Source organism: Streptomyces sp. NPDC002623 (genome assembly GCF_053592635.1).
This window is the reverse complement of record NZ_JBSFWB010000020.1, coordinates 83,818-105,261: the sequence shown is the minus strand read 5'-3', so window position 1 is coordinate 105,261 and position 21,444 is coordinate 83,818. Positions and strand designations below refer to the sequence as shown.

Genomic DNA, 21,444 nt, shown 5'->3' with positions numbered 1-21,444 from the left:
ATCCATGTCTGCCGCCTCCGCTCCCCGTGAAGGCACGGTTCGCGTGCTGATAGTCGACGACGAGCCCGAGCTCACCGAGCTGCTGTCCGCCGCCGTGACCGAGGCGGGCTGGCGGTCCTTCACAGCCGAGAACGGCCGCAACGCGCTGCGCCTCGCGCGGGACTGCGCCCCGCACGTCGTCGTCCTCGACGGGATGCTGCCCGACGTCGACGGGGTCCAGGTGCTGCGCCGGCTGCGCAGCGAGAACGCCCGGCTGCCCGTGCTGATGCTCACCGCGCGCGACGCGCTGGAGCACCGGATCGACGGGCTGTCGGCCGGCGCGGACGACTACGTGACCAAGCCGTTCTCCCTGGAGGAGGTCATCCTGCGGCTGCGCGGTCTGCTGCGCAGGGCCCGCCCCGCCGAGACCTCCGACCAGGGCTCCGTGCTGACGCTGGGCGACCTCGTGCTGTCCGAGAGCACCCGCGAGGTGCAGCGCGCCGGCGTCCCCGTCACGCTGACCACCAAGGAGTTCGACCTCCTCCGGTTCCTGATGAGCCATCCGCACCAGGTGCTCAGCAAGGCCCAGATCCTCGACCACGTCTGGAACGCCTCGTTCGACGGCGAGGGCAATCTGGTCGAGGTCTACATCTACGGCCTGCGCGCGAAGATCGACAAGGGGCGGGCGCCGATGCTCCGCACCGTGCGCGGTGTGGGATACGCCATCAGGGCCGCGGACGAGTGGACGTGACGAAGCTGCGCCTCGGCTGGCGTTCGCTGCGGGTCCGGCTCGTGCTGTTCGTCTCGGCGACCCTGGTCGTCGTGTGCGCGGCCATGGCGCTGACCACGGTGCTCGTCCAGCGCGTCCATCTCCTGGGGGATCTGGACCAGCGCGTCACCGACGCCGCCGAGCGCAGCCAGGGCGGGTTGCAGCGCCGGACGGGCGGTGCGACGGATCTGGGGTTCCTCAACGAGCGCGGGCAGCCGGCCGGCACGCTGGCCGCCCGGTTCGCCGACGGCAAGGTGATCGCCGCCGAGGTGGTGACCGCGGACGGCCATCAGCAGGTGCTCACCGCCGCCCAGCTCGCCGCCCTGAAGGGGATCACCGCGGACGGGTCGCTGCACACCCGCACCGTTCCCGGCTTCGGGACGTACCGGGTGACCGCGCTCGGCGGCGACGGGGTCCCCGTCCTGGCCGGGCTGCCGATGGCCGACGTCCAGCGGGCGATCGACCGGCTGGTCGTCGTCGAGACGGTGATCGCCGCCGTCGGACTGGCCACCGCGGCCTGCACCTCCGCGCTGGTCATCCGACGGCAGCTGCGCCCGCTCGGGCGGGTCGCGGCGACCGCCGCCGAGGTCGCCCGAGTGCCGCTGGACCGCGGCGAGGTCGCCGCGCTCACCCGGGTCGCCCCGCAGGACACCGATCCCGGCACCGAGGCCGGCCAGGTCGGCGTCGTGCTCAACCGGCTCATCGACCATGTCGAGTCCTCGCTCGCCGAACGCCGGCGCACCGAGGAACGCATGCGCCGCTTCCTCGCCGACGCCAGCCATGAACTGCGCACCCCGCTCGCCTCGATCGCCGGCTACGCGGAATACATGAAGGGCGACAACGACCACCGGACGATCGAGCCGGAGCTCGCCTGGCGCCGTGTCTCGGCGCAGTCGGCCCGGATGACCGGCCTGGTCGAGGACCTGCTGCTGCTCGCCCGGCTCGACGAGGGACGTCCGTTGCAGCGCACGGAGGTGAACCTGGCGACGCTGGTCGCGGAGGCCGTCTGGGACGCGCAGGCCGCGGGCGGCGAGCACGAATGGCAGCTCTCGCTGCGGCTCGACGGTCCCGTGTCGGTCGTCGCCGATCCCTCCCGGCTGCATCAGGTGGTGGCCAACCTGCTGGCCAACGCCCGGGTGCACACACCCGCCGGCACGAAGATCACCGTCGTCGTGGAGAGCCTGACGCCTTCACCGGCGGCCGGTACGGAGTCCGGCGGTACGGAATCCGGCGGTACGGAGTCCGGCGGCAGACAGTGTGTGATCCGGGTACGGGACGACGGGCCGGGCATCCCGGCCGACCTGCTCCCCTCGATCTTCGAGCGCTTCACCCGAGCCGACGGCTCCCGCTCCCGTACCTCCGGCGGGGAGGGCGGCACGGGCCTGGGGCTGGCCATCGCGGCGGCGCTCACGGAGGCGCACGGCGGCCGCATCGAGGTGCGGAGCGAGGTCGGGAGCGGCACCGAGTTCTCGGTCACGCTCCCCGTGACCGCCTGACTCCGGACCCGGACCCCAAGGCCTCGCAACTCTAAGGGCTCTCATAGAACCGCAGTTCAGGCCGTGTGCGCGTCGGCCCTGCGGGCTGTTTCCGACCCTCGTCGCGCCGGCGCTTCAGGCCTGCCTCAGTTCGCTCCCCCACAGTGATCACCGGGCGGCCGTCCAGCGTGGACGTGCCCATGACGAAGGGAATCAGCGACGATGACCGAGCTCGACACCGGTGAACCGACGGCCCACGAGCCGCAGTCCGAAGCCGGCGGCGGTGCTCACGCGAGCCGCCGCAACTTCATGCGCAAGGTCTTCTTCGCCAGTGGCGCCACGGCCGTCGCGACCATGGGCGGCGCCGGAGCGTGGGCGGCGATGGCCGACGACACCACCGGCACGGCCGACGCCTCCGCCTCCCCGGCCCCCAGCGGCGCGCCCAGCGGTGGCCCGGGCGGCGGCGCCGGAGGCCCCGGCAACCAGTCGATCACCGAGGACTTCTTCGGCCTCACCACCGACGGCAAGCGGATCGACGATCTGTTCACGATCCACTCCACCGGGGTGAAGACCGCGCCGGTGATCGCCGCGGCGAACGCGTTCCTGGCCGGGCTGACCGACACCCAGAAGTCCTCGACGCAGTTCACGGTCCACTCCACCGAGTGGCGGCTGTGGAGCAACATCGACTCCTACGACCGTCAGGGCGTCTCCCTCGCCGATCTGAGCGACGATCAGAAGGCCCTGGGAACCGCCCTGTTGAAGTCGGCCCTGAGCGCCGACGGGCTGGAGACCACCGAGAAGATCCGGAAGATCAACCAGGCGGCCGGCGAGGCGATCGGCAACACCACCGCCTTCAACGAGGACGCCTACTACTGGACCGTGATGGGCACCCCGTCGGCGACCGAGCCCTGGGGCTTCCAGTTCGACGGCCACCACCTGGTGATCAACTACTTCGTGCTGGGCGGCCAGGTCGTGATGAGCCCCTGCTTCTGGGGTTCGGAGCCGACCTCGATGGACATCGACGGCGAGACGGTGACCGTCTGCCACGAGGAGGTCGTCGCCGGCCTCGCCTTCATCAACTCGCTGACCGCGGCCCAGCAGGCGGTCGCCATCGAGTCGACGACCAAGTCCAACGAGTCGATGAAAGCGGGCGCGTTCAACGACAACGCCGTCCAGGCGTACACCGGCATCCGCGGCGACGCGCTGACCGGCGCCCAGAAGACCAAGCTCCTGGGCATCGTCCAGGCCTTCGCCGGCCGCGCCAAGGCCGATGTGGCCAAGGCGCATCTGGCCGAGGTCCGCAAGCACCTCGACGACACCTACGTGACCTGGGCCGGCGGGACCGGGGACGACGCCGCGTTCTACGTCCGCGTGCACAGCCCCGTCGTCTGGATCGAGGTCGACTGCCAGGCGCCGGGCCCGCTCGCCGGCGCGTACGGGGCGAGCCAGGGCAGCGGCGCGACCCAGAAGCACGTCCACTCCGTCGTCCGCACGCCCAACGGCAACGACTACGGCAAGGAGCTCCTCAGGCAGCACTACCTGACGTCGCCGCACCACCGGTGACGGAGACGAGCGCATGACCACCGGGCCGGGGACCCGTCATCCCGGCCCGGTTCCGCGTCATGCGGCCGGCTCGAACAGGCTCTAGGCCCAGGCGGTGGCCGGCACGAACGAGCTGTCCTGGCGGAAGAGGTCGGTGCCGTCCGTCAGGGCCACGCTGAGCTGGTAGTTGTAGTGGCGCAGGTAGTAGCCGGGGTAGTTGTACGACTCGAAGCGGATCGCACTGCTCGTGGTGCCGGTCCGGGCGACGAAGGTGGCGTCCTTCGCGAACGTGGCCGTGCCGTCGTTGGCGTCGAAGCGGGCCCGGTAGTTGTAGTGGCGCAGATAGTTGCCGGCGGCGTCGCGGAAGGAGTATCCGTTGGCGTCGGCGAGGCCGGCCACCACGGTGAAGGTGGACGCCTGCTTCTCGGCGGTGGTGCTGGAGCTGGTCACCACGGGCAGGTTGAGCAGCGCGGACTGCTCCTGCCAGTAGCGGGTGGTGTAGTTGGCGGAGCTCAACGACCGGGTGACGCTCTTCGCGAGGGTCGGGCCGCCGGTCACCGTCTCCTTGATGACCGTGAAGTGCCGTGCCGTGCCCGAGATGCCGGGCAGCGCCTTGGGCGCGGTCCAGGTGGCGAAGGTGTCGTAGCTGTCGCTGTAGTAGTAGTTGCCGTCGCCGTAGCCGTCGAAGAAGATGCGCCAGGCGCCGTTGTCGAGCTGGATGACCGAGGGGCCCTCGCGGTAGCTGCCCCAGCCGGCCCAGTCGCCGGTCCTGGTGATCGTGTACGGGCCGGCGAGGCTCGACGCCGTGCCGTACTCGATGTACTTCGCCGTCTCGTTCTTGGTGAACGCGTGGTAGGTCGAGCCGACCTTCACGATGTACGTGTCGATGTGGTTCGACCCGATGCCGGACAGCGCGACCGGTGAACTCCACGCCGTGAGAGCGGTGTTGGTCGCCTTGAGCAGATACGGGGTGAAGATCCACTCGTCGCTGGTGACCGAGCAGGACACGATGACGTTGACGCTGCCGTCGCTGTCGACGAACCACTCCGGCGCCCAGGCGCGGGAGAGGTTGGCGATCGGGACCGTGTAGTCGTACAGGAACGTCCAGTTGACCCGGTCGGAGCTGCGGGCGAAGCCGATGGTGGTGCTGGTGTCCTGCCAGGTGTGGGTGGTGTACGTGACGTAGTAGTAGCCGTTGGTGTGCTTGAAGACACTCGCGTCGCGGATGCGGTTGCTCGGCGGGGTGTAGGCGGAGGACTGCACCAGCCGGAAGTCCGTGGCGTCGTCGGACTGGTAGACGTTCACCGTGCCGTCGTTGCTGTTGAGGAACGGGACGATGGTGTAGCGGGTGGCGGAGCCGCTCGCGGGGGCGGCGGCCGCGGCCGTGCCGAGAAGTCCGGGCAGTTCGCCCAGGACCAGGGCCGACACGGGCAGGGCGGCCATGGCCCGGAGCAGGGCGCGGCGGGAGGGGGTGGAGGGGCGTGTGGTCACGGGCGGCTCTCCCAGGGACTCGTGCATAAGGCGCGGGCTCAGGTACGGGTTCGTATACGGCTTCAGGTGTCCGACATGTCGAACAAAGTTCGAGAAGTCGAGCAGAAAGTAGAGCTGGGGCAGGTGCACGTCAATGGTTTGCGCGGGACTGGACGACACCTGTGCGAAACCTGTACAGCACCGCCCGCTCGAGAGTTACTCTCCGGTAGACATCGTGTACGCAGACACCGTGCACCCGGAGGTGGTCCCGCCATGACGCTTGACCGTGCCCAAGGCCTGGCCGAGTCCGCCCGCGCCCTGGCGGCCGGGGAGGTGACCTCCCGGCAGCTCGTCGAGCGGGCCCTCGCCCGGATCGCGGCCACGCAGGGCACCCTCAACGCCTTCCGGATCGTGCGCGAGGAGGCCGCGCTCGCCGAAGCGGACGCCGCCGACCGGGAGTTGGGCGCCGTCGCGCCCGGGACGCGCGGGCCCCTGCTCGGCGTCCCCGTCGCCGTCAAGGACGACATGGACGTGGCGGGCGAGCCGACCGCCTTCGGCTGCCAGGGCGCGCATCCGCCGGTCGCCGAGGACGGAGAGGCGGTACGGCGGCTGCGCGCGGCGGGGGCCGTGATCGTCGGCAAGACCAACACCTGCGAGCTCGGGCAGTGGCCGTTCACCGAGGGCCCGGCCTTCGGCGCGACCCGCAACCCGTGGAGCCCCGAGCACACCCCGGGCGGCTCCTCCGGCGGCTCGGCGGCCGCGGTGGCGGCGGGCCTGGTGCCGGCCGCGCTCGGCTCGGACGGGGCCGGCTCCGTGCGCATCCCGGCCTCCTGGACGCATCTGATCGGCATCAAGCCGCAGCGCGGCCGCGTGTCGACCTGGCCGCTCGGCGAGTCCTTCCAGGGCATCACGGTCAACGGCACCCTCGCCCGGACCGTCGCCGACGCGGCCCTGCTGCTCGACGCGGCGAGCGGCAACCACGCCCACGACCCGCACCGGCCGCCCGCCGTGGACGCCTCGGCGGCAGCGGGCCGTGACCCCGGGCGGCTGCGGATTGCGCTCTCGCTGAAACCTCCGTTCACCGCCGCGCCCGCCCGACTGCTCCCCGAGGTGCGCGCCCGGGTCCTCGAACTCGCGGAGAGACTCGCCGACCTGGGGCACACCGTCGAGGAGGCCGACCCGCCGTACGGGCAGATCGGGCTCACCTTTCTGCCGCGGGCGACCGCGGGTCTCGCCGAGCGGGTCGCCGAGGCGCCCTTCCCCGCGCTCCTCGACCGGCGCACCCACGAAGCCGCCCGGCTGGGCCGGCTGCTGGGCGGGGTCCCGCTGCGCGCGGCCCGGCGTGCGGAGGCCGTCCTGCACCGCCGTATCGGCCGCTTCTTCGAGACGTACGACGTGGTCCTCGCGCCGACGACGGCCGCTCCCCCGCCCCGCGTCGGGGCCATGCTGCACCTGAGCGGATTCGCCACCGACCGCGCCATGATCGCCGCGTGTCCGTACGCCTGGCCGTGGAACGTGCTGGGCTGGCCCGGCGTCAACGTGCCGGCCGGCTTCACGCCCGGCGGGCTGCCGGTCGGGGCGCAACTGCTCGGCCCGGCGAACAGCGAGCCGCTGCTGATCTCGCTCGCCGCACAGCTGGAGGCGGAGCTGCGCTGGCACGAGAGCTGGCCCCCGGAGCAGGCCGGCGTGGAAAGCCCGGCGGTGTAACGGCGTTGTGGCCCCTACTCTGTGACCATGGACGAAGCGTCGATGGTCGGGCTCATGGGGCGGGTCACCGGAACGGTCGGGCCCGGGCTCGTCGGCGAGGTGATCGTCCGGGTGCGCGGCGGCGCCGAGCACTTTCTCGCATATGCCGCCACCGGCACGGAACGCATCGAGCGCGGCACGATGGTCACGGTGGTGGAGTACCTGCCGCCGCGGACGGTCTACGTCTCGGCGATGTACGGCGGTTGAGGCTGCTGATGCGCGTGGGCCGTCGTCTGTACCGAGCGCGCAACAGTGGGTACCGAGCGGGCAACAGCGGTTCGACAGCGTGTGTACACGGCGCGTGCGCGGGCTCACACTCCCTTTACGTTCGGTGCCCCCAGGGCACCCTGAACAGGGGGAGCGCATGCCCATGGAAGTCGGAATTCTCGTCGGGGCGGCATTCGGCGCCGTCCTCGTCCTGATCGGTGCGTTCAAGTTGATGTGGCGGGTCGCGGAGCCCAACGAGGCGCTCATCATCTCCGGTTCGAAGCACAAGCTGGAGGGCCTCGAGGAGGGCATGGGCTTCCGTATCGTCACCGGGCGGGGCACCCTCGTGACGCCGGGGATGCAGGCGGTCCGCAAGCTCTCGCTCGACCTCAACCAGACGGAACTGCACGTGGACTGCGTCACCCACCAGGGGATCCCGCTGAAGGTGCGGGGCGTGGTCATCTTCAAGGTGGGCGACGACTTCGTGTCGATCGCCAACGCGGCCCGCCGCTTCCTCGACCAGCAGAAGCTGATGGCGGAGCGCGTGCACACCGTGTTCGCCGGTCATCTGCGCGCCATCGTCGGCGGGTTGACGGTCGAGGACATGATCCGCGACCGGGAGAAGCTGACCGGACAGGCCCGCGCCGCGTGCGGTACGGAGATGGAGAAGCTGGGCCTGATCGTGGACTCCCTGCAGATCCACGAGATCGAGGACCCGACCGGGTACATCAAGAACCTGTCCGCCCCGCATCTGGCAGCCGTGCGCCGGGACGCGCGCATCGCGCAGGCCGAGGCCGACCGGCTGGCCACCGAGGCCGAGCAGCTGGCGTTCGGCCGGATGGCGGAGGCCACCCGGGACAGCGAGATCCTCAAGGCCGGGTACCAGGCCGAGCAGGACAAGGCCAACGCCAAGGCCCGGCAGGCCGGTCCGCTCGCCGACGCCGCGGCCCGCCAGGAGGTCGTGGTCCAGGAGACCCGGGTCGCCGAACTCGAGGCGCAGCGGCGTGAGCAGCAGCTCCAGGCCGATGTCCGCAAGCCGGCCGACGCCAAGGCGTACGAGAAGCGGACGCTGGCCGACGCCGAGCGCGACGCGCGGATCTCGGCCGCCGAGGCCAAGGCGACGGAGACCCGCACCACCGGTGAGGCGGAGGCCGCCGCCACGCAGGCGAAGGGTCTCGCGAAGGCCGAGGCGAACCGGGCCCAGGGCCTTGCCGAGGCCGACGCCATCAAGGCCCGTGCCGCCGCCCTCGCCGAGAACCAGGAGGCCGTCGTCGCGCAGCAACTCGCGGAGAAGTGGCCGGAGATCGTCCAGGCGGGCGCGTCCGCGTTCGGCAACGTCGACAACATGGTGGTGCTCAACGGCGCCGACGGCGTGGCCGACATGCTGGCCAAGGCGCTCACCATGGGCGGGACGGGGCTGGGGCTGGCACGTCAGCTGCTCTCGTCGATGAACCAGAACGGGCAGACGCCGGGCGGGGCTTCGCCGCTCAACGGGGTCGCCGCGCCGCCTTCGCAGAAGGTGCCGGTCGAGGAGAAGTGACAGTGGAGAAGTGACAGAGGAGAAGTAACGAAGGTCATGGACGTGCTCACGGGGGCGGACCGTAAGGTGCCCCCGTGAGCACGTCTACCGATGAGAACAATCCGGGCCGCTTCGGCCCCTCCGCCACGATCGAGGCCGACCCCCGCGAGGTCGGCCGGGTGCGCACCGAGTACTCGCCTGCGCACGACGGCGATCCCGACCCCGGTGAGATCGTCTGGACCTGGGTGCCTTTCGAGGAGAACGACGGCCGGGGCAAGGACCGCCCGGTGCTCGTCGTCGCCCGGGAGCCGCGCGGCACCTTCCTCGCGGTGCAGCTCTCCAGCAAGCGCCATGACGGCGACCGGGAGTGGGTGCCGATCGGCAGCGGCCCATGGGACCGCACCGGGCGGGACTCCTGGGTGGACGTCGACCGCGTCCTGCGTCTGCACGAGGACGGCATGCGCCGCGAGGCCTGCGCGCTGGACCGGATGCGCTTCGACCTGGTACGCCGACGACTGCACGAGCGCTACGGCTGGACCTGAGCCCGGTTCGACCAGGTCCGGGCGAACGTCTTCTCGAAGGCGGCCAGCACCACGGTTCCCGGTGTCCGGTCCAGCACCCCGAACACCACGTGTTCGAAGGTCCGTCCGAACCGTCCGCCGGGGCCCAGCAGCGTTCGGAACGCCTCCGCCACCTGCGCGGGGTCGTTGCGGAACACACCGCAGCCCCACGCGCCCAGCACCAGCCGCCGGTAGCCGTGCGCGGCGGCCGTCTCCAGAACGCGCTCGGCGCGGACGGCCAGCGCCGCCGGCAACGCGGACGCCCGCTCCGGCGTCGTCCGCAGCACCACGCCCGCGTTGGGCGCGGCGGCCGTCAGGAAGCCCGCGGCGAACGGCTCGTCCAGCAGGCGGCCCCGGTCGTCGCGGAAGACGGGCACGGCCGGCGCATGGATGACCCGGTCGGTGTAGAACGGGTCGCGGTGGGCTCGGTGATGGTCGTAGAAGTCGCGGGCCTGCAGCAGACAGGTGTACAGCGCGGAGGCCCGGCACAGGGCCTCCTCCTGCGCCTGGGCGCCGTTGAGGTAGCCGCCGCCGGGGTTGCGGGCGGAAGCGAAGTTCAGGACGGCGACCGGCGCGTCGGCGAGCCGACGGGCGGCCTCCAGGCTGCTCTCGCCCGTGACCTCGACGACGGGCTCGGCAGGCGTGTCCAGGGTGTCGGCCGTGGCTGCGGACCGGCTCCTCGGCACCTCCACCGGTCCCGGTCCCAGCATCCGCGTGCCCGCGCGGGCCGCCTCGATCGCCTCCGCGAGAGCCACCGTGCGCCCGTCGGACGTGCGGTAGGCGCCCGCCGCGACGATCTCCTCCGTCTCCCGCGCGATACCGCGCAGCCGCGCGCTCATGGCGCCACCCCCGTGGACTCCATGATCGCGTGCAGCGCGGCGTCTCGCACCCCGCCGGTCTCCCCCGTCGTGCTCATGCACGCATCGTGAGCGATCCTGGACATCGTGTGCAACAGAGTTTCCCGGGTACGTGAACACTCTGCACACGCACAGAAAACGCCTGGAATCATCGATTCCCGGTCCCAAAAGTGCCGTTGTGCACCCTTGTGCGATCCGGATCGAGGGTCTTGGGTGGGACGAGCGATGCCTGTCCGGCCGCACCGAGGCCGGACCGGTGGCATGGTGGAATCTCAGGAGGATCCCGACATGTCCGACTCGGTCAGCGACTGTACCGACGGAACAGAGCCCCGCAGCGCCCTCACCGAAGCCGAGGTGGAGGCCCTGGTCCGGGGCATCTGTTTCAAGACCGGCCCACCCCGCACCATCGGGGTCGAGGTGGAATGGCTGGTCCACGAGCTGCGCACGCCGCAGCTCCCCGTCACACCCGAACGACTCGAAGCGGCCTACGCCGCGCTGCGGGACGTGCCCCTGAGCTCACCGCTCACGATCGAACCCGGCGGCCAGCTGGAACTCAGCTCGCCGCCCGCCGCCTCCCTGATGGAGTGCGTGGGCATCGTCTCCGCCGACCTCGCCGCCGTCCGCGCGACCCTGGGCGAGCAAGGCCTCGCTCTCGCCGGCAGCGGCACGGATCCCTGGCACGCCCCGCGCCGGTTCCTGCACGAGCCGCGCTACGACGCCATGGAGGCGTGCCTCGACCGCAAGGGCCCGGCCGGCCGGGCCATGATGTGCACCTCGGCCTCCGTGCAGGTCTGCCTGGACGCCGGGTACGAGGAGCCGGGCCCGCTGGGACACGGCCGCCGCTGGTGGCTGTCGCACACCCTGGGCGCGGTGCTGGTGGCGGCCTTCGCCAACTCCCCGCTGCTCCGCGGCGCCCCCACCGGCTGGCGCTCCACCCGGCAGTTGCTGTGGATGGAGATCGGCAGGGACCGCGCGGGCGGGCCCGTCCTGGACGGCGATCCGCGCGCGGCCTGGGCCCGGCATGTGCTGGACGCGCCCGTGATGTGCGTCCGGCGCGACAGCGGGCCGTGGGACGTGCCCGAACGGCTCACGTTCCGGCAGTGGACCCGGACGGGTGCGCCGACCCGCGAGGATCTCGACTACCACCTGACGACCCTGTTCCCGCCGGTCAGACCGCGCGGCCACCTGGAGCTGCGCATGATCGACGCGCAGCCCGGCGACGACGGCTGGATCGTGCCGCTCGCCGTGACGACCGCCCTGTTCGAGGACCCGGAGGCCGCCGAGGTGGCCTACCGCGCCGTGAAGCCGCTGACGGAACGCGCCCGGCCGCTGCCCGCCCCGCACAATCCGCTGTGGATCGACGCGGCCCGGTTCGCGCTGACCGACCCCGAACTGCACGAGGTCGCCGTCGCCTGCTTCGCCACGGCGCTGCGGGCCCTGCCCCGCCTCGGCGCCTCCGACCAGGTGATGGGCGCCGTGACGGACTACCTGGACCGCTACGTCCGCAAGGGCCGCACGCCCGCCGACGACCAGCTCGAGCGCCTGCGCGGCACGGACACCCGCGCGCACGGGAAGGACCTCCGCACATGACCGAGCCCGCCCTGGACACCGAGCCCGCCCCGGACACGGGCGCCGAGCCCGCCGCCCTCGACGCGGACACCCTGCGCGCCCGCGTGCTCGCCTCGCTCACCACGGCCCGCGAGCGCACCACGCTGCTGACCAGCTGTGTGGAGGAGCCCGACCTCACCGCCCAGCACTCCCCGCTGATGTCCCCGCTGGTGTGGGACCTCGCCCACATCGGCAACCAGGAGGAGCTGTGGCTGCTGCGCGCGGTGGGCGGCCGGGAGGCGATGCGCCCCGAGATCGACGGACTGTACGACGCCTTCGAGCACTCGCGCGCCGAACGGCCCTCGCTGCCGCTGCTGCCGCCCGCCGAGGCACGCCGGTACGCGGCGGAGGTGCGCGGCCGGGTGACCGACCTGCTGGAGTCGGCCGACTTCCACGGCACCCGGCTGACGGAGGCCGGGTTCGCCTTCGGGATGATCGCGCAGCACGAACAGCAGCACGACGAGACGATGCTGATCACCCATCAGCTCCGCACCGGACCGCAGGCCCTCACCGCCCCCGACCCGGAGCCGGTACCGCTGTTCACCGGCCCGGCCGAAGTCCTCGTGCCCGGCGGCCCGTTCACGATGGGCACCTCCGGTGAGCCCTGGGCGCTGGACAACGAACGGCCCGCGCACCGGCGCGAGGTGGCGCCCTTCCACATCGACACGACGCCGGTGACGAACGCCGCGTACCAGGCGTTCATCGACGACGGCGGCTACGGGAACGAGCGGTGGTGGACCAGGGAGGGCTGGGCGCACATCCGCCGGCACCGCATCCACGCCCCGCTGTTCTGGCGCCGCGACGGCGGGCAGTGGCTGCGCCGGCATTTCGGGGTCACCGAGGTCGTACCGCCCGACGAGCCCGTGCTGCACGTGTGCTGGTACGAGGCCGACGCCTACGCCCGCTGGGCCGGACGCCGGCTGCCCACCGAGGCCGAGTGGGAGAAGGCGGCCCGCTTCGACCCGGCGACCGGCGGCTCGACGCGCTACCCGTGGGGCGACGCGGACCCCGCCCCCGAGCACGCCAACCTGGGCCAGCGCCATCTGCGCCCGGCGCCCGCCGGGAGCTACCCGGAGGGGGAATCCCCGCTCGGCGTACGGCAGTTGATCGGCGATGTATGGGAGTGGACGTCCAGCGACTTCCTTCCGTACCCCGGGTTCCGGGTGTTCCCGTACAAGGAGTACTCGGAGGTGTTCTTCGGCCCCGAGTACAAGGTGCTGCGCGGCGGTTCGTTCGCGGTGGACCCGGTGGCCTGCCGGGGCACCTTCCGCAACTGGGACTACCCGATCCGGCGGCAGATCTTCTCCGGGTTCCGCACGGCCCGCTCGGAAGCCGTCTGATGTGCCGTCACCTCGCCTATCTGGGGCCCGAGGAGCAGCTCGGACGGCTTCTGACGGAGCCCCCGCACAGTCTGTACCGCCAGTCCTGGGCACCCCGGCGGCAGCGGTACGGGACGGTCAACGCCGATGGTTTCGGGGTGGGTTGGTACGCCGACGGCGACCCGAAGCCGGCCCGTTACCGCCGGGCGGGGCCGATCTGGGCGGACCTGTCCTTCGCCGACCTGGCCCGGGTGGTCCGCACCCGGTCCCTGCTGGCCGCCGTACGGGACGCCACCCTGGCCGGGGCCGACGGGGAGGCCGCCGCGGCCCCGTACGCGGCCGGGACCTGGCTGTTCAGCCACAACGGGGCGGTCGCCGACTGGCCGCGCTCGCTGGCGCCGCTGACCGGCTCCCTGCCCGCCGCCGACCTGCTGTCGATGGAGGCCCGCAACGACTCCGCGTTCGTGTGGGCGCTGGTGCTGGCCCGGCTGCGCGGCGGGGACACGGAGAGCCAGGCGCTGACGGACACCGTCCTGGAGGTCGCGGGCGCGGCCCCCGGGTCCCGGCTCAACCTGCTGCTCACCGACGGCGAGTCCATCACCGCGACCGCCTGGGGCGACACCCTGTGGTATCTCGCGGAGCCCGGCCGGGGCACGGTCGTGGCCTCCGAACCGTACGACGACGATCCGCGCTGGCAGGAGGTCCCCGACCGCACCCTGCTCGCGGCGAGCCGCGCCGACGTCCTGCTCACCCCGCTCAAGGACCCGAGCCCGGACGTGGCGTCCGCACCACCCAAGGAGACCGGCACGTGAGCCCGTTCCAGATCACCCGCACCCTCCCCGAGGACGCCACGGACGCCGCCCTGCGCGCCGACGTCCAGCGCGGCCTCACCGCGAACCCGAAGACCCTGCCGCCGAAGTGGTTCTACGACGCGCACGGCAGCGAGCTGTTCGAGCGGATCACCGAACTGCCGGAGTACTACCCGACGCGCGCCGAGCGCGAGATCCTCGTGGACCGGGCCGGTGAGATCGCCGCGGCGGCCCGCGCCCGCACGCTCGTCGAGCTCGGCTCGGGCTCCTCGGAGAAGACCCGCTACCTGATCGACGCCATGACGGAGCTGGACACATATGTGCCGGTCGACGTCAGCGAGAGCGCCCTCGCCCAGGCCGGGCAGGCCCTGATCGCCGAGCGGCCCGGCCTGAACGTCCATGCCCTGATCGCCGACTTCACCGCGCGGCTGACGCTGCCCGACACCCCCGGCCCGCGTCTGGTCGCCTTCCTCGGCGGCACGATCGGCAATCTGCTGCCGGCCGAGCGCGCGGTGTTCCTGTCCTCGGTGCGCGCACTGCTCGCACCGGGCGACGCCCTGCTGCTCGGCACCGACCTGGTCAAGGACGAGGGGGTCCTGGTGCGGGCCTACGACGACTCGGCCGGTGTGACGGCCGCGTTCAACAAGAACGTCCTGGCCGTGGTCGACCGGGAACTGGGCGCCGACTTCGACCCCGACGCCTTCGACCACGTCGCTCTCTGGGACGCGGAGAACGAGTGGATCGAGATGCGGCTGCGCTCCCGGACGGCGCAGACCGTGAAGGTGCCCGCGCTGGATCTCGCGGTCGACTTCGCGGCCGGCGAGGAACTGCGCACCGAGGTGTCGGCGAAGTTCCGGAAGGAGGGAGTACGAGCGGAACTGCACGCCGCCGGACTGGAGTCGACCCACTGGTGGACCGACGGCGCGGGCCGCTTCGCGCTGTCGCTGAGCACCGTGCGCTGAAGACCGCGGGAGGCGCGGCGGGCGGCGCTCAAGCGGCCACCCGCAGCGCCTCCGTGATCAGGCGTGAGGCGCGGCGGGCCTCGGTCGCCGGGTCGGAGCCGGTGAGCACCTTCGTCATATAGCCCTTGATCGGGTTGTCCGCCTCGACGGCGGCCCACTCGGGTGTGCTGGGGGTCGCGCGGCCCTGCGCGGCCCCCGCCGCCATCGCCGCGACCCCCTCCTCACCGGCGACGGCCTTCGCCAGTTTCGCCTTGTTCGGCACGTAGTTCATGGTGCGGGCCAGCTCGGTGTCCCACTTGGCGCCGGTCAGCGCCGCGACCACCGCGACGGCGCCCTTGCGGACGTCCGTCCTGCGGGGGACGACCAGATCGGAGCCCCCGGTGAAGACCGCGCCGGGCCTGCTCTCGCTCTTGCCGGGCACGGGGAAGAAGCCCAGCTTGCCTTCCAGCGCGGGGTTCTGCTCGAGCACCGCCTGGGCCAGTCCGGGCACGCCCACGATCTGCGCCACCTTGCCCCCGGCGAACTCCCCGGCCTGGGGCGGGTGGTCCTCGTCCGCCGCGACGGGGCCGTCGCCGAGCGCCTGGAGCCGTCGGTAGAAGTCCATGCCGCGCAGGGCGGCCCGGGTGTCGAGGGCGCCCGTCCAGCGGCCGCCGTCCTCGGTGGCGAGGTCGCCGCCCTCGTCCCAGATGAACCCGGCGAGGGTGTACCAGTCCTGGCCGGCCAGGTAGATGCCCTGGTTGCCGCCCGAGTTCAGCTTCTCGGTCGCGGCGAGCCAATCAGCGCGGGTGCGGGGCGGGGCCGTGACGCCGGCCCGCGCGAAGAGGTCCTTGCGGTAGATCACCACACGGTTGGCCGCGTACCAGGGGATGCCGTACTGGTGGAAGCGCTGCTGTCCCGGTTCGGAGAGGCCGGGCAGCCAGTCGTCCCTCCCCCACTTCGCCGCGGACTCCAGCGTCAGATCGAGCAGTCCGCCTCCGTCGACGTACTGCGGGACCTGGGTGTTGCCGACCTCGATGACGTCCGGCCCGTTCTTGTCGTCGGCTGTGAGCGCGGTCTCCACCTTGTCGCCGATGCCGGTCCATTGCTGGATGCGGATGTCGAGGTCGAGATCCGGGTGGTCGTGCTCGAAGTCGGCGGTGAACCGGTCGAGGAACTCCTGCGAGGCACTGTCCTTCATCAGCCACACGGTGACCGTCCGCCGGTCCGGTCCCCCCGTCCCGGGGAGCACGCCACAGGCGGTGAGGAGGAAGGCGGACACGCAGACAAGGGCGAGGAGGCGACGTCTCACGGGGGTCCTGTTCTGTCTGGCGGACAGGGCGAGGGGCCCGACATGGGGGACGAGCGCGGCGCTCGAGCGGGTGCCTCCGGATTTTGGTATGGACCAATGCGAGCGGTCAAGAGGGGCCCGGGCGATCGACCCCGGGCCCGTCGTCCCGTCACCCCGTCATCCCGTCGCCCCTTCGCCTCGACGCCTCGCGCTCCGCCGCACCTTGGGGCACGGTGGAGTGACGCGTGACACACGTGACGACGCCGTCACGGTCGAGAGGAGCACCTGATGTCGAACCACACCTACCGGGTCACGGAGATCGTCGGCACCTCGCCGGACAGTGTCGACCAGGCCGTCCGCAACGGCGTCGCCCGCGCCTCGCAGACGCTGCGCAACCTGGACTGGTTCGAGGTGACCCAGGTGCGCGGCCAGATCGAGGACGGCGGGATCGCGCACTGGCAGGTGGGTCTGAAGGTCGGCTTCCGCCTGGACGAGTCGGACTGACGGCCGGGGCCGGGGGGTCGGACCGACGGCCGGAGCCGAGGCCCTTCAGGTCCGGCCCTCGCCCTCCTGCGCCTGCTCGAGCGCACCGCTCGGAGCCGTCCAGCGCGCCCGGACGACGGTGAAGCCGGCCCGTTCGGCGTCGTCGCACACGAGTTCGTCGTCGTCCACGAGCATGCGGACATCGCGGTCGCGGGCCAGCCTGCGCAGGACCTCCAGCTTGGTGCGCCGGGCGGGCCTGCGGTCGTCGTTGCGCCGCATGTGGACGCGCCCCTCCGGCAGGCCCTGCGCGACGAGCCAGGCCAGGGTGTCCCGCCGGCAGCGCTCGGGCCGGCCGGTGAGGTAGACGACCTCGCACTCCTCGGCACTGGCCAGCACCAGCGCGATGCCCTCCGGGAGCGGCGGGTCGTGCGGCGCGGCCGCGAAGAACGCGTCCCAGTCGCGCGGACTGCGCTCCAGGAACCGCTGCCGGTGGGCCGTGTCGGCGAGGGTGTTGTCCAGATCGAACACGGCGACGGGCCGCCTGCTGCTGTCGGTCACGGCGTCCACCCTAGGACACGCCTTATTGCTCATGGAATCCATTTTCATATAGCGTCCTCGCAGCTCACCCCGAGCCGATCGAGGAGGTTCCCATGGCCGTCCCCAAGCGGAAGACGTCCCGCAGCAACACCCGGCACCGCCGCGCCCAGTGGAAGGCGAGCACACCGCGACTCGTGCCGATCACGGTCGACGGCGTCCGCCACCTCGTGCCCCAGCACCTGGTGAAGGCCTACGAGCGCGGCCTGCTGCGCCCCGAGGGGTGACCGGCATGCTCTGACTGGTGGAGCGGCTCAGGAATCCTGCGGGCCGTGCGGTGTTGAACCTCGTATGAGTTCCGTGATCGCCTCGGCCCGCTTCTCCGTCCTCGACCGCTCGCGCATCCGCGAGGGGCACACCGCCGCCGAGGCGCTGCGGGACACCGTGGCGCTGGCACGGGAGGCCGAGCGGCTGGGCTACCACCGCTTCTGGGTGTCCGAGCACCACGGCGTGCCCGGGGTGGCGGGTTCCGCGCCGACCGTCCTCGCGGCCGCCGTGGCCGGTGCGACCCGCACGATCCGGGTCGGCACGGGCGGGGTGATGCTGCCCAACCACCGGCCGCTGGTGGTGGCCGAGCAGTTCGGCGTCCTGGAGTCGCTCTTCCCGGGCCGGATCGACATGGGCCTGGGCCGCTCGGTGGGCTTCACCGACGGCGTGCGCCGGGCGCTCGGCCGGGACAAGGACGACGCCGACGCCGACGACTTCGCGGCCCAGCTGGCGGAACTGCTCGGCTGGTTCCGGGGCGGCTCCCCGACCCGGGTGCACGCGTACCCGGCGGAGGGCCTCGGCGTGCCCCCGTTCGTGCTGGCCATGGGCGAGGGCGCGACGATCGCGGCCCGTGCGGGCCTGCCGCTGGTCATCGGCGACCTCCGCGACCGGGAGCGGATGCGGCGGGGCATCGACCACTACCGCACGCACTTCCGTCCCTCCCCCTGGGCGGCGCAGCCCTACGTCGTCGTCTCTGGCACGGTCGTGGTGGCCGCCGACCCCGAGCAGGCACGCCGTCTGCTGCTGCCGGAGGCCTGGTCGATGGCGTACTCCCGCACCCACGGCACCTTCCCGCCGCTGCCGCCCGCCGGGCAGGTCGAGACCCGCACGATGACCGCGAAGGAACGCGGCTTCTACGAGTCCGGCCTGGGCGGCCACATCGCGGGCTCCGAGGAGCAGGTGACCGACGAGCTGGAGACCCTGCTGAACGAGACCGACGCCCAGGAGATCCTCGTCACGACCAGCACCTACGACCGTGCCGCGCTGCTGGACTCCTACCGCCGGCTGGCCGCGATCGTGGACCGGGAGCGGAACCGCTAGCTCCGCTGCCGCTGCTCCTGCCAGGAGCGGTAGTGGTCCACCAGGGTCTCCTCGACCGGGCGGTAGACGAGGCCGAGTTCCTCGGTGCTTCTGCGGTTGTCGACGCGGAAGCGGATGCCGAGATGGTTGCGGATGTAGGCCTGGGAGAGGCCGAAGGCGGGGCCGAGGATGCGGACCGGCCAGTGCGGGAGGGCGGTGCGGGGAAGGCGCCGGTTTCTCGGGTGGTGCTTCAGCAGGGCCTTCGCCATCTGGTGGAAGGAGGTCATCTCCTGCGCCGCGACGATGTACCGGCCGTGCGCCTCGGGGTGTTCCGCCGCCGCTATGTGGGCCGCCGCCACGTCCCGGACGTCGACGGTGGTGAAGCTGAAGTCGGGGGCGCCGTAGAAGAAGTAGCCCTTGAAGAGCTCGTCGAGAAGGAACAGGCTGCCCGAGTCCGAGGCCGGGGTGAGCGACGGGCCCAGGATCAGACCGGGGTTGAGGGAGACCATCCGCCAGCGGCGCTGGGCGGCCTCGGCCTCCCGGGCCGCCTGCTCGGCCACCGTCTTGGCGTAGTGGTACGGGTTGTTCTCGACCGTGCTGGTGGTGTTGAAGTACTTCTCCGACAGGGTCTGGTCGTCCATCGCCCGTACGTCGGAGTAGTCGCCGAAGATCGCGCCCACGGTGGAGGTGAGGACGAGACGCTCGACCGTCTCCGTGCGCTCGACGGCCGCCACGACGTTGCGTGTGCCCCGCAGGGCGGGTTCCACCACGTCCCGTCGGCCGTCCTTGATCTTCTCCGGCATCAGGAAGGGCGAGGCCACGTGGAAGACCACCGCGCAGCCCTTCATCGCCTCGTCGAAGGAGCCCTCCGTCAGCAGGTCCGCCTCGAAGAGTTCGAGCCGACCCGGATGGGCGTCCCGCAGGGCGTGCAGGGGCCTGAGCTTCGCCGGGTCCGCCGTGGAGCGCACGGTGGTGTGCACGCGGTAGCCGCGTTCCAGCAGCTGATGTACGAGATGGGCGGCCACGAAGCCGCTGCCTCCCGTCACGAGAACCGTTCGGCCGGCCGGGCTTCCGCTCACGCGCGCTCCCCTCGGAGGTCGGGATGCGCCATGATCCCATCGGAGCCGCCCGAGAGCCCCCCACTCACCGGAAATTCGTTCGACGGGCGCCGCCGCCCGCACCCGGGGCCGACGGGTCAGCCGCCTCCCGCCTCGACCCGGCGACCGACGGGCCGGCGGCGCCGGGCGCGCGGGACGAGGCGCGAGGTCGGGAGCTCGCCGTGGCGGGGGGCCGGGGCGAGGTTCTGGCGCTGCGGCGGACCGCCCAGCACCCGGGTCCCGGCGGCCGCCGCCAGTGCCTTGCGGTCGGCGTGGTCGCCCGGGGCGAGCGCGGGCAGCACCTCGACCTCCGCGACCAGGCCCCGTGCCGTCACCACCCGCCACAGCGAGGCCAGCAGCGGGTCGTCGCCGACGAAGGCGGCCACGGTGCTGGCCGCCCCCTCGCGGTCCCGGTAGCGGATGTGCACGGGCTGGACGGGGACTCCGGCGTCCAGCGCGGACTGGAACACGGCCCGCCGGAAGTGCCCCTGGGCGCGGCCGCACCAGGTGCTCCCCTCGGGGAACACCGCGACCGCCCGCCCGGCGCGCAGGGTGTCGGCGATCCGGGCGACCGTCTCGGGCAGGGCGCGCAGCCGGTCCCGGTCGATGAACAGGACTCCGCCACTGGCGACGAGCGCGCCCGCCACCGGCCAGCGCCGGATCTCGGCCTTGGCGAGCATCCGGGCCGGGCGGACGCCGGCCAGCAGCGGGATGTCCAGCCAGGAGATGTGGTTCGCGACCAGGAGCAGCCCGGTCGAGGTGGGCGCGGTCGCCCCGGTCACCCGGACCTGGACCCCCGCCGCCCGCACCACGGTCCGGCTCCACGAGCGGACCACGCGGGACGGTATCCAGGCGCTGATCGGCGCCAGCACGACCCCGACCAGGACCAGCAGGACGACCGTCGTGAGCCGCAGCACGGCCCGCGGCAGGCCCGTGAGGGACGCCGTCGTCTCCACGCACGCCCGCGGGGTGCAGGGCGCGCTGGGCAGCCAGACGCTCATCACGCCGGGACGAGCGAGAGGAAGTGCCGCAGATAGCGCGGGTTGACCCGACGCATCGACAGCAGCACGTACAGGTCGGCGACGCCGAAGTCGGGGTCGTGGGCGGGCTCGCCGCACACCCAGGCGCCGAGGCGGAGGTAGCCGCGCAGCAGGGCCGGGAGCTCGGTGCGGGCGACCGGGCCGACGCCGCTGGGGGTCCAGGGCAGCAGCGGCCGGACCCGGAACTCCGGCGGCGCCAGGTGCTTGTCGCGCACCCGGTCCCAGGTCGCGGTGGCCAGCGTGCCGCCGTCGGCCAGCGGGATCGAGCAGCAGCCGGCCAGCCACTCGTGGCCGCGGTCCACCATGTAGCGGGCGATGCCGGCCCAGATGAGGCCGATGACGGCGCCGTCCCGGTGGTCGGGGTGCACGCACGAGCGGCCGACCTCGACCATGCCGGGCCGGATCGCGTCGAGCGGGCTCAGGTCGAACTCGCCCTCGGAGTACAGCCGTCCGGCGACCGCGGCGCGCTCGGGCGGCAGCAGCCGGTAGGTGCCGACCACCTCTCCGGTGACGCGGTCCCGGATGAGAAGGTGGTCGCAGTAGGCGTCGAAGGCGTCCGTGTCGAGGCCCGGTTCGGGGCCGTCGAGCCGGGCGCCGAGCTCCCCGGCGAACACCTGGTGGCGCAGTCGCTGTGCGGCCCGGACGTCGTCCTGGTCCCGGGCCAGCGACACGAGGTAGCCGTTGCCGCCGGGCGGGACGGCGAGGGCGGGGGGCGAGAGCGGCATGGCGGTCATGAGGTCTCCTGCGCCGAGCGGAAGAAGATGGGGACGGTGCATGGGGAATGTGCACCTGCTTTCTTCCGCGGCCGGCTGGCCTCGGCGTGTCCTGCGCGGAACCCGGGGATGTGCGGCTGC

At 72.4% G+C, this 21,444-nt stretch carries 21 protein-coding genes; 14 read left to right on the top strand and 7 right to left on the bottom strand.

Translation table 11 applies throughout. The features are described 5' to 3' along the window. Positions 1–4 precede the first annotated feature (4 nt). The 3 genes from ACWD4O_RS31430 (at position 5) to ACWD4O_RS31420 (ending at position 3,786) form a co-directional block, all read left to right on the top strand. Positions 5–730, top strand: coding sequence for a response regulator transcription factor (locus ACWD4O_RS31430; RefSeq protein ID WP_451285024.1), 726 nt, complete (start codon positions 5–7; stop codon positions 728–730). Continuing rightward, positions 727–2,244: a sensor histidine kinase gene (locus ACWD4O_RS31425; protein WP_451285022.1), complete on the top strand. Its 1,518-nt coding sequence runs from the start codon at positions 727–729 to the stop codon at positions 2,242–2,244. Before ACWD4O_RS31430 ends, ACWD4O_RS31425 begins: the two co-directional genes overlap by 4 nt. A 201-nt stretch (positions 2,245–2,445) precedes the next feature. Beyond that, positions 2,446–3,786, top strand: coding sequence for a DUF3500 domain-containing protein (locus tag ACWD4O_RS31420; protein ID WP_451285020.1), 1,341 nt, complete (start codon positions 2,446–2,448; stop codon positions 3,784–3,786). An 81-nt stretch (positions 3,787–3,867) separates the two neighbouring features. On the opposite strand, the gene ACWD4O_RS31415 is transcribed toward ACWD4O_RS31420, so the two are convergent. Continuing rightward, complete coding sequence (locus tag ACWD4O_RS31415; protein WP_451285018.1) at positions 3,868–5,256, bottom strand: glycoside hydrolase family 43 protein; 1,389 nt, start codon at positions 5,254–5,256, stop codon at positions 3,868–3,870. A 252-nt stretch (positions 5,257–5,508) separates the two neighbouring features. On the opposite strand from ACWD4O_RS31415, the gene ACWD4O_RS31410 reads away from it, so the two are divergent. The 4 genes from ACWD4O_RS31410 to ACWD4O_RS31395 all read left to right on the top strand — a co-directional run bounded on the left by ACWD4O_RS31410 (position 5,509) and on the right by ACWD4O_RS31395 (position 9,249). After that, positions 5,509–6,942, top strand: a complete 1,434-nt coding sequence (locus ACWD4O_RS31410) for an amidase (protein ID WP_451285016.1) — start codon at positions 5,509–5,511, stop codon at positions 6,940–6,942. 27 nt (positions 6,943–6,969) lie between these two features. Next, positions 6,970–7,188, top strand: coding sequence for a hypothetical protein (locus ACWD4O_RS31405; protein ID WP_351919620.1), 219 nt, complete (start codon positions 6,970–6,972; stop codon positions 7,186–7,188). 157 nt (positions 7,189–7,345) lie between these two features. After that, a complete protein-coding gene (locus tag ACWD4O_RS31400) occupies positions 7,346–8,728 on the top strand; it encodes a flotillin family protein (protein ID WP_398421022.1) in 1,383 nt (460 codons plus the stop codon). A gap of 74 nt (positions 8,729–8,802) precedes the next feature. Continuing rightward, positions 8,803–9,249 carry a type II toxin-antitoxin system PemK/MazF family toxin gene (locus ACWD4O_RS31395; protein WP_451285014.1) on the top strand — a complete coding sequence of 149 codons (447 nt, stop codon included), beginning with the start codon at positions 8,803–8,805 and terminating at the stop codon, positions 9,247–9,249. Here ACWD4O_RS31395 and ACWD4O_RS31390 read toward each other — a convergent pair. Next, positions 9,234–10,106, bottom strand: a complete 873-nt coding sequence (locus ACWD4O_RS31390) for a TIGR02452 family protein (RefSeq protein ID WP_451285012.1) — start codon at positions 10,104–10,106, stop codon at positions 9,234–9,236. The genes ACWD4O_RS31395 and ACWD4O_RS31390 overlap by 16 nt on opposite strands. A gap of 306 nt (positions 10,107–10,412) precedes the next feature. Between ACWD4O_RS31390 and egtA the strand changes: the two genes are divergently transcribed. The 4 genes from egtA to egtD are packed head-to-tail and all read left to right on the top strand — an operon-like array spanning position 10,413 to position 14,822. Next, the gene (egtA, locus tag ACWD4O_RS31385; RefSeq protein ID WP_451285010.1) at positions 10,413–11,714 is read left to right on the top strand and encodes an ergothioneine biosynthesis glutamate--cysteine ligase EgtA; all 1,302 of its coding nucleotides are present in this window, start codon (positions 10,413–10,415) and stop codon (positions 11,712–11,714) included. Next, positions 11,711–13,072 (top strand): ergothioneine biosynthesis protein EgtB, encoded by a 1,362-nt coding sequence (gene egtB / locus ACWD4O_RS31380; protein WP_451285008.1) that lies wholly within the window; start codon positions 11,711–11,713, stop codon positions 13,070–13,072. Before egtA ends, egtB begins: the two co-directional genes overlap by 4 nt. Further along, on the top strand, positions 13,072–13,863 hold the full coding sequence (gene egtC, locus ACWD4O_RS31375; protein WP_451285006.1) for an ergothioneine biosynthesis protein EgtC: 792 nt from the start codon (positions 13,072–13,074) through the stop codon (positions 13,861–13,863). The genes egtB and egtC overlap by 1 nt, the downstream gene beginning before the upstream one ends. Further along, on the top strand, positions 13,860–14,822 hold the full coding sequence (egtD, locus tag ACWD4O_RS31370) for an L-histidine N(alpha)-methyltransferase (RefSeq protein WP_451285004.1): 963 nt from the start codon (positions 13,860–13,862) through the stop codon (positions 14,820–14,822). Before egtC ends, egtD begins: the two co-directional genes overlap by 4 nt. Before the next feature lie 28 nt (positions 14,823–14,850). Here egtD and ACWD4O_RS31365 read toward each other — a convergent pair whose 3' ends face one another. Next, a complete protein-coding gene (locus ACWD4O_RS31365) occupies positions 14,851–16,110 on the bottom strand; it encodes an extracellular solute-binding protein (RefSeq protein WP_451285002.1) in 1,260 nt (419 codons plus the stop codon). Positions 16,111–16,377: 267 nt separating this feature from the next. Between ACWD4O_RS31365 and ACWD4O_RS31360 the strand changes: the two genes are divergently transcribed. After that, positions 16,378–16,593 carry a dodecin gene (locus ACWD4O_RS31360; protein ID WP_351919604.1) on the top strand — a complete coding sequence of 72 codons (216 nt, stop codon included), beginning with the start codon at positions 16,378–16,380 and terminating at the stop codon, positions 16,591–16,593. A 45-nt stretch (positions 16,594–16,638) separates the two neighbouring features. Here ACWD4O_RS31360 and ACWD4O_RS31355 read toward each other — a convergent pair whose 3' ends face one another. After that, positions 16,639–17,130 carry a phosphatase domain-containing protein gene (locus ACWD4O_RS31355; RefSeq protein WP_451285000.1) on the bottom strand — a complete coding sequence of 164 codons (492 nt, stop codon included), beginning with the start codon at positions 17,128–17,130 and terminating at the stop codon, positions 16,639–16,641. Between the two features lie 92 nt (positions 17,131–17,222). Between ACWD4O_RS31355 and rpmF the strand changes: the two genes are divergently transcribed. Further along, entirely contained in the window at positions 17,223–17,393 is a 171-nt protein-coding gene (gene rpmF, locus ACWD4O_RS31350) for a 50S ribosomal protein L32 (protein WP_451284998.1), read from the top strand. Between the two features lie 64 nt (positions 17,394–17,457). Beyond that, the gene (locus ACWD4O_RS31345; RefSeq protein WP_451284996.1) at positions 17,458–18,474 is read left to right on the top strand and encodes an LLM class flavin-dependent oxidoreductase; all 1,017 of its coding nucleotides are present in this window, start codon (positions 17,458–17,460) and stop codon (positions 18,472–18,474) included. Here ACWD4O_RS31345 and ACWD4O_RS31340 read toward each other — a convergent pair. The 3 genes from ACWD4O_RS31340 to ACWD4O_RS31330 form a co-directional block, all read right to left on the bottom strand. After that, positions 18,471–19,532, bottom strand: a complete 1,062-nt coding sequence (locus ACWD4O_RS31340; RefSeq protein ID WP_451284994.1) for an NAD-dependent epimerase/dehydratase family protein — start codon at positions 19,530–19,532, stop codon at positions 18,471–18,473. The genes ACWD4O_RS31345 and ACWD4O_RS31340 overlap by 4 nt on opposite strands. A 116-nt stretch (positions 19,533–19,648) precedes the next feature. Next, entirely contained in the window at positions 19,649–20,551 is a 903-nt protein-coding gene (locus tag ACWD4O_RS31335; RefSeq protein ID WP_451285182.1) for a lysophospholipid acyltransferase family protein, read from the bottom strand. Beyond that, the gene (locus tag ACWD4O_RS31330; RefSeq protein ID WP_451285180.1) at positions 20,551–21,315 is read right to left on the bottom strand and encodes a GNAT family N-acetyltransferase; all 765 of its coding nucleotides are present in this window, start codon (positions 21,313–21,315) and stop codon (positions 20,551–20,553) included. The genes ACWD4O_RS31335 and ACWD4O_RS31330 overlap by 1 nt, the downstream gene beginning before the upstream one ends. Positions 21,316–21,444 lie beyond the last annotated feature (129 nt).

What these genes read in the sequence shown, in the direction of transcription:
- ACWD4O_RS31430 (WP_451285024.1), top strand. Translation starts at nt 5, where the DNA reads ATGTCTGCCGCCTCCGCTCCCCGTGAAGGCACGGTTCGCGTGCTGATA.
- ACWD4O_RS31420 (WP_451285020.1), top strand. Translation starts at nt 2,446, where the DNA reads ATGACCGAGCTCGACACCGGTGAACCGACGGCCCACGAGCCGCAGTCC.
- ACWD4O_RS31410 (WP_451285016.1), top strand. Translation starts at nt 5,509, where the DNA reads ATGACGCTTGACCGTGCCCAAGGCCTGGCCGAGTCCGCCCGCGCCCTG.
- ACWD4O_RS31405 (WP_351919620.1), top strand. Translation starts at nt 6,970, where the DNA reads ATGGACGAAGCGTCGATGGTCGGGCTCATGGGGCGGGTCACCGGAACG.
- ACWD4O_RS31400 (WP_398421022.1), top strand. Translation starts at nt 7,346, where the DNA reads ATGCCCATGGAAGTCGGAATTCTCGTCGGGGCGGCATTCGGCGCCGTC.
- ACWD4O_RS31390 (WP_451285012.1), bottom strand. Translation starts at nt 10,106, where the DNA reads ATGAGCGCGCGGCTGCGCGGTATCGCGCGGGAGACGGAGGAGATCGTC.
- egtA (WP_451285010.1), top strand. Translation starts at nt 10,413, where the DNA reads ATGTCCGACTCGGTCAGCGACTGTACCGACGGAACAGAGCCCCGCAGC.
- egtB (WP_451285008.1), top strand. Translation starts at nt 11,711, where the DNA reads ATGACCGAGCCCGCCCTGGACACCGAGCCCGCCCCGGACACGGGCGCC.
- egtC (WP_451285006.1), top strand. Translation starts at nt 13,072, where the DNA reads ATGTGCCGTCACCTCGCCTATCTGGGGCCCGAGGAGCAGCTCGGACGG.
- ACWD4O_RS31360 (WP_351919604.1), top strand. Translation starts at nt 16,378, where the DNA reads ATGTCGAACCACACCTACCGGGTCACGGAGATCGTCGGCACCTCGCCG.
- rpmF (WP_451284998.1), top strand. Translation starts at nt 17,223, where the DNA reads ATGGCCGTCCCCAAGCGGAAGACGTCCCGCAGCAACACCCGGCACCGC.
- ACWD4O_RS31345 (WP_451284996.1), top strand. Translation starts at nt 17,458, where the DNA reads ATGAGTTCCGTGATCGCCTCGGCCCGCTTCTCCGTCCTCGACCGCTCG.
- ACWD4O_RS31335 (WP_451285182.1), bottom strand. Translation starts at nt 20,551, where the DNA reads ATGAGCGTCTGGCTGCCCAGCGCGCCCTGCACCCCGCGGGCGTGCGTG.
- ACWD4O_RS31330 (WP_451285180.1), bottom strand. Translation starts at nt 21,315, where the DNA reads ATGCCGCTCTCGCCCCCCGCCCTCGCCGTCCCGCCCGGCGGCAACGGC.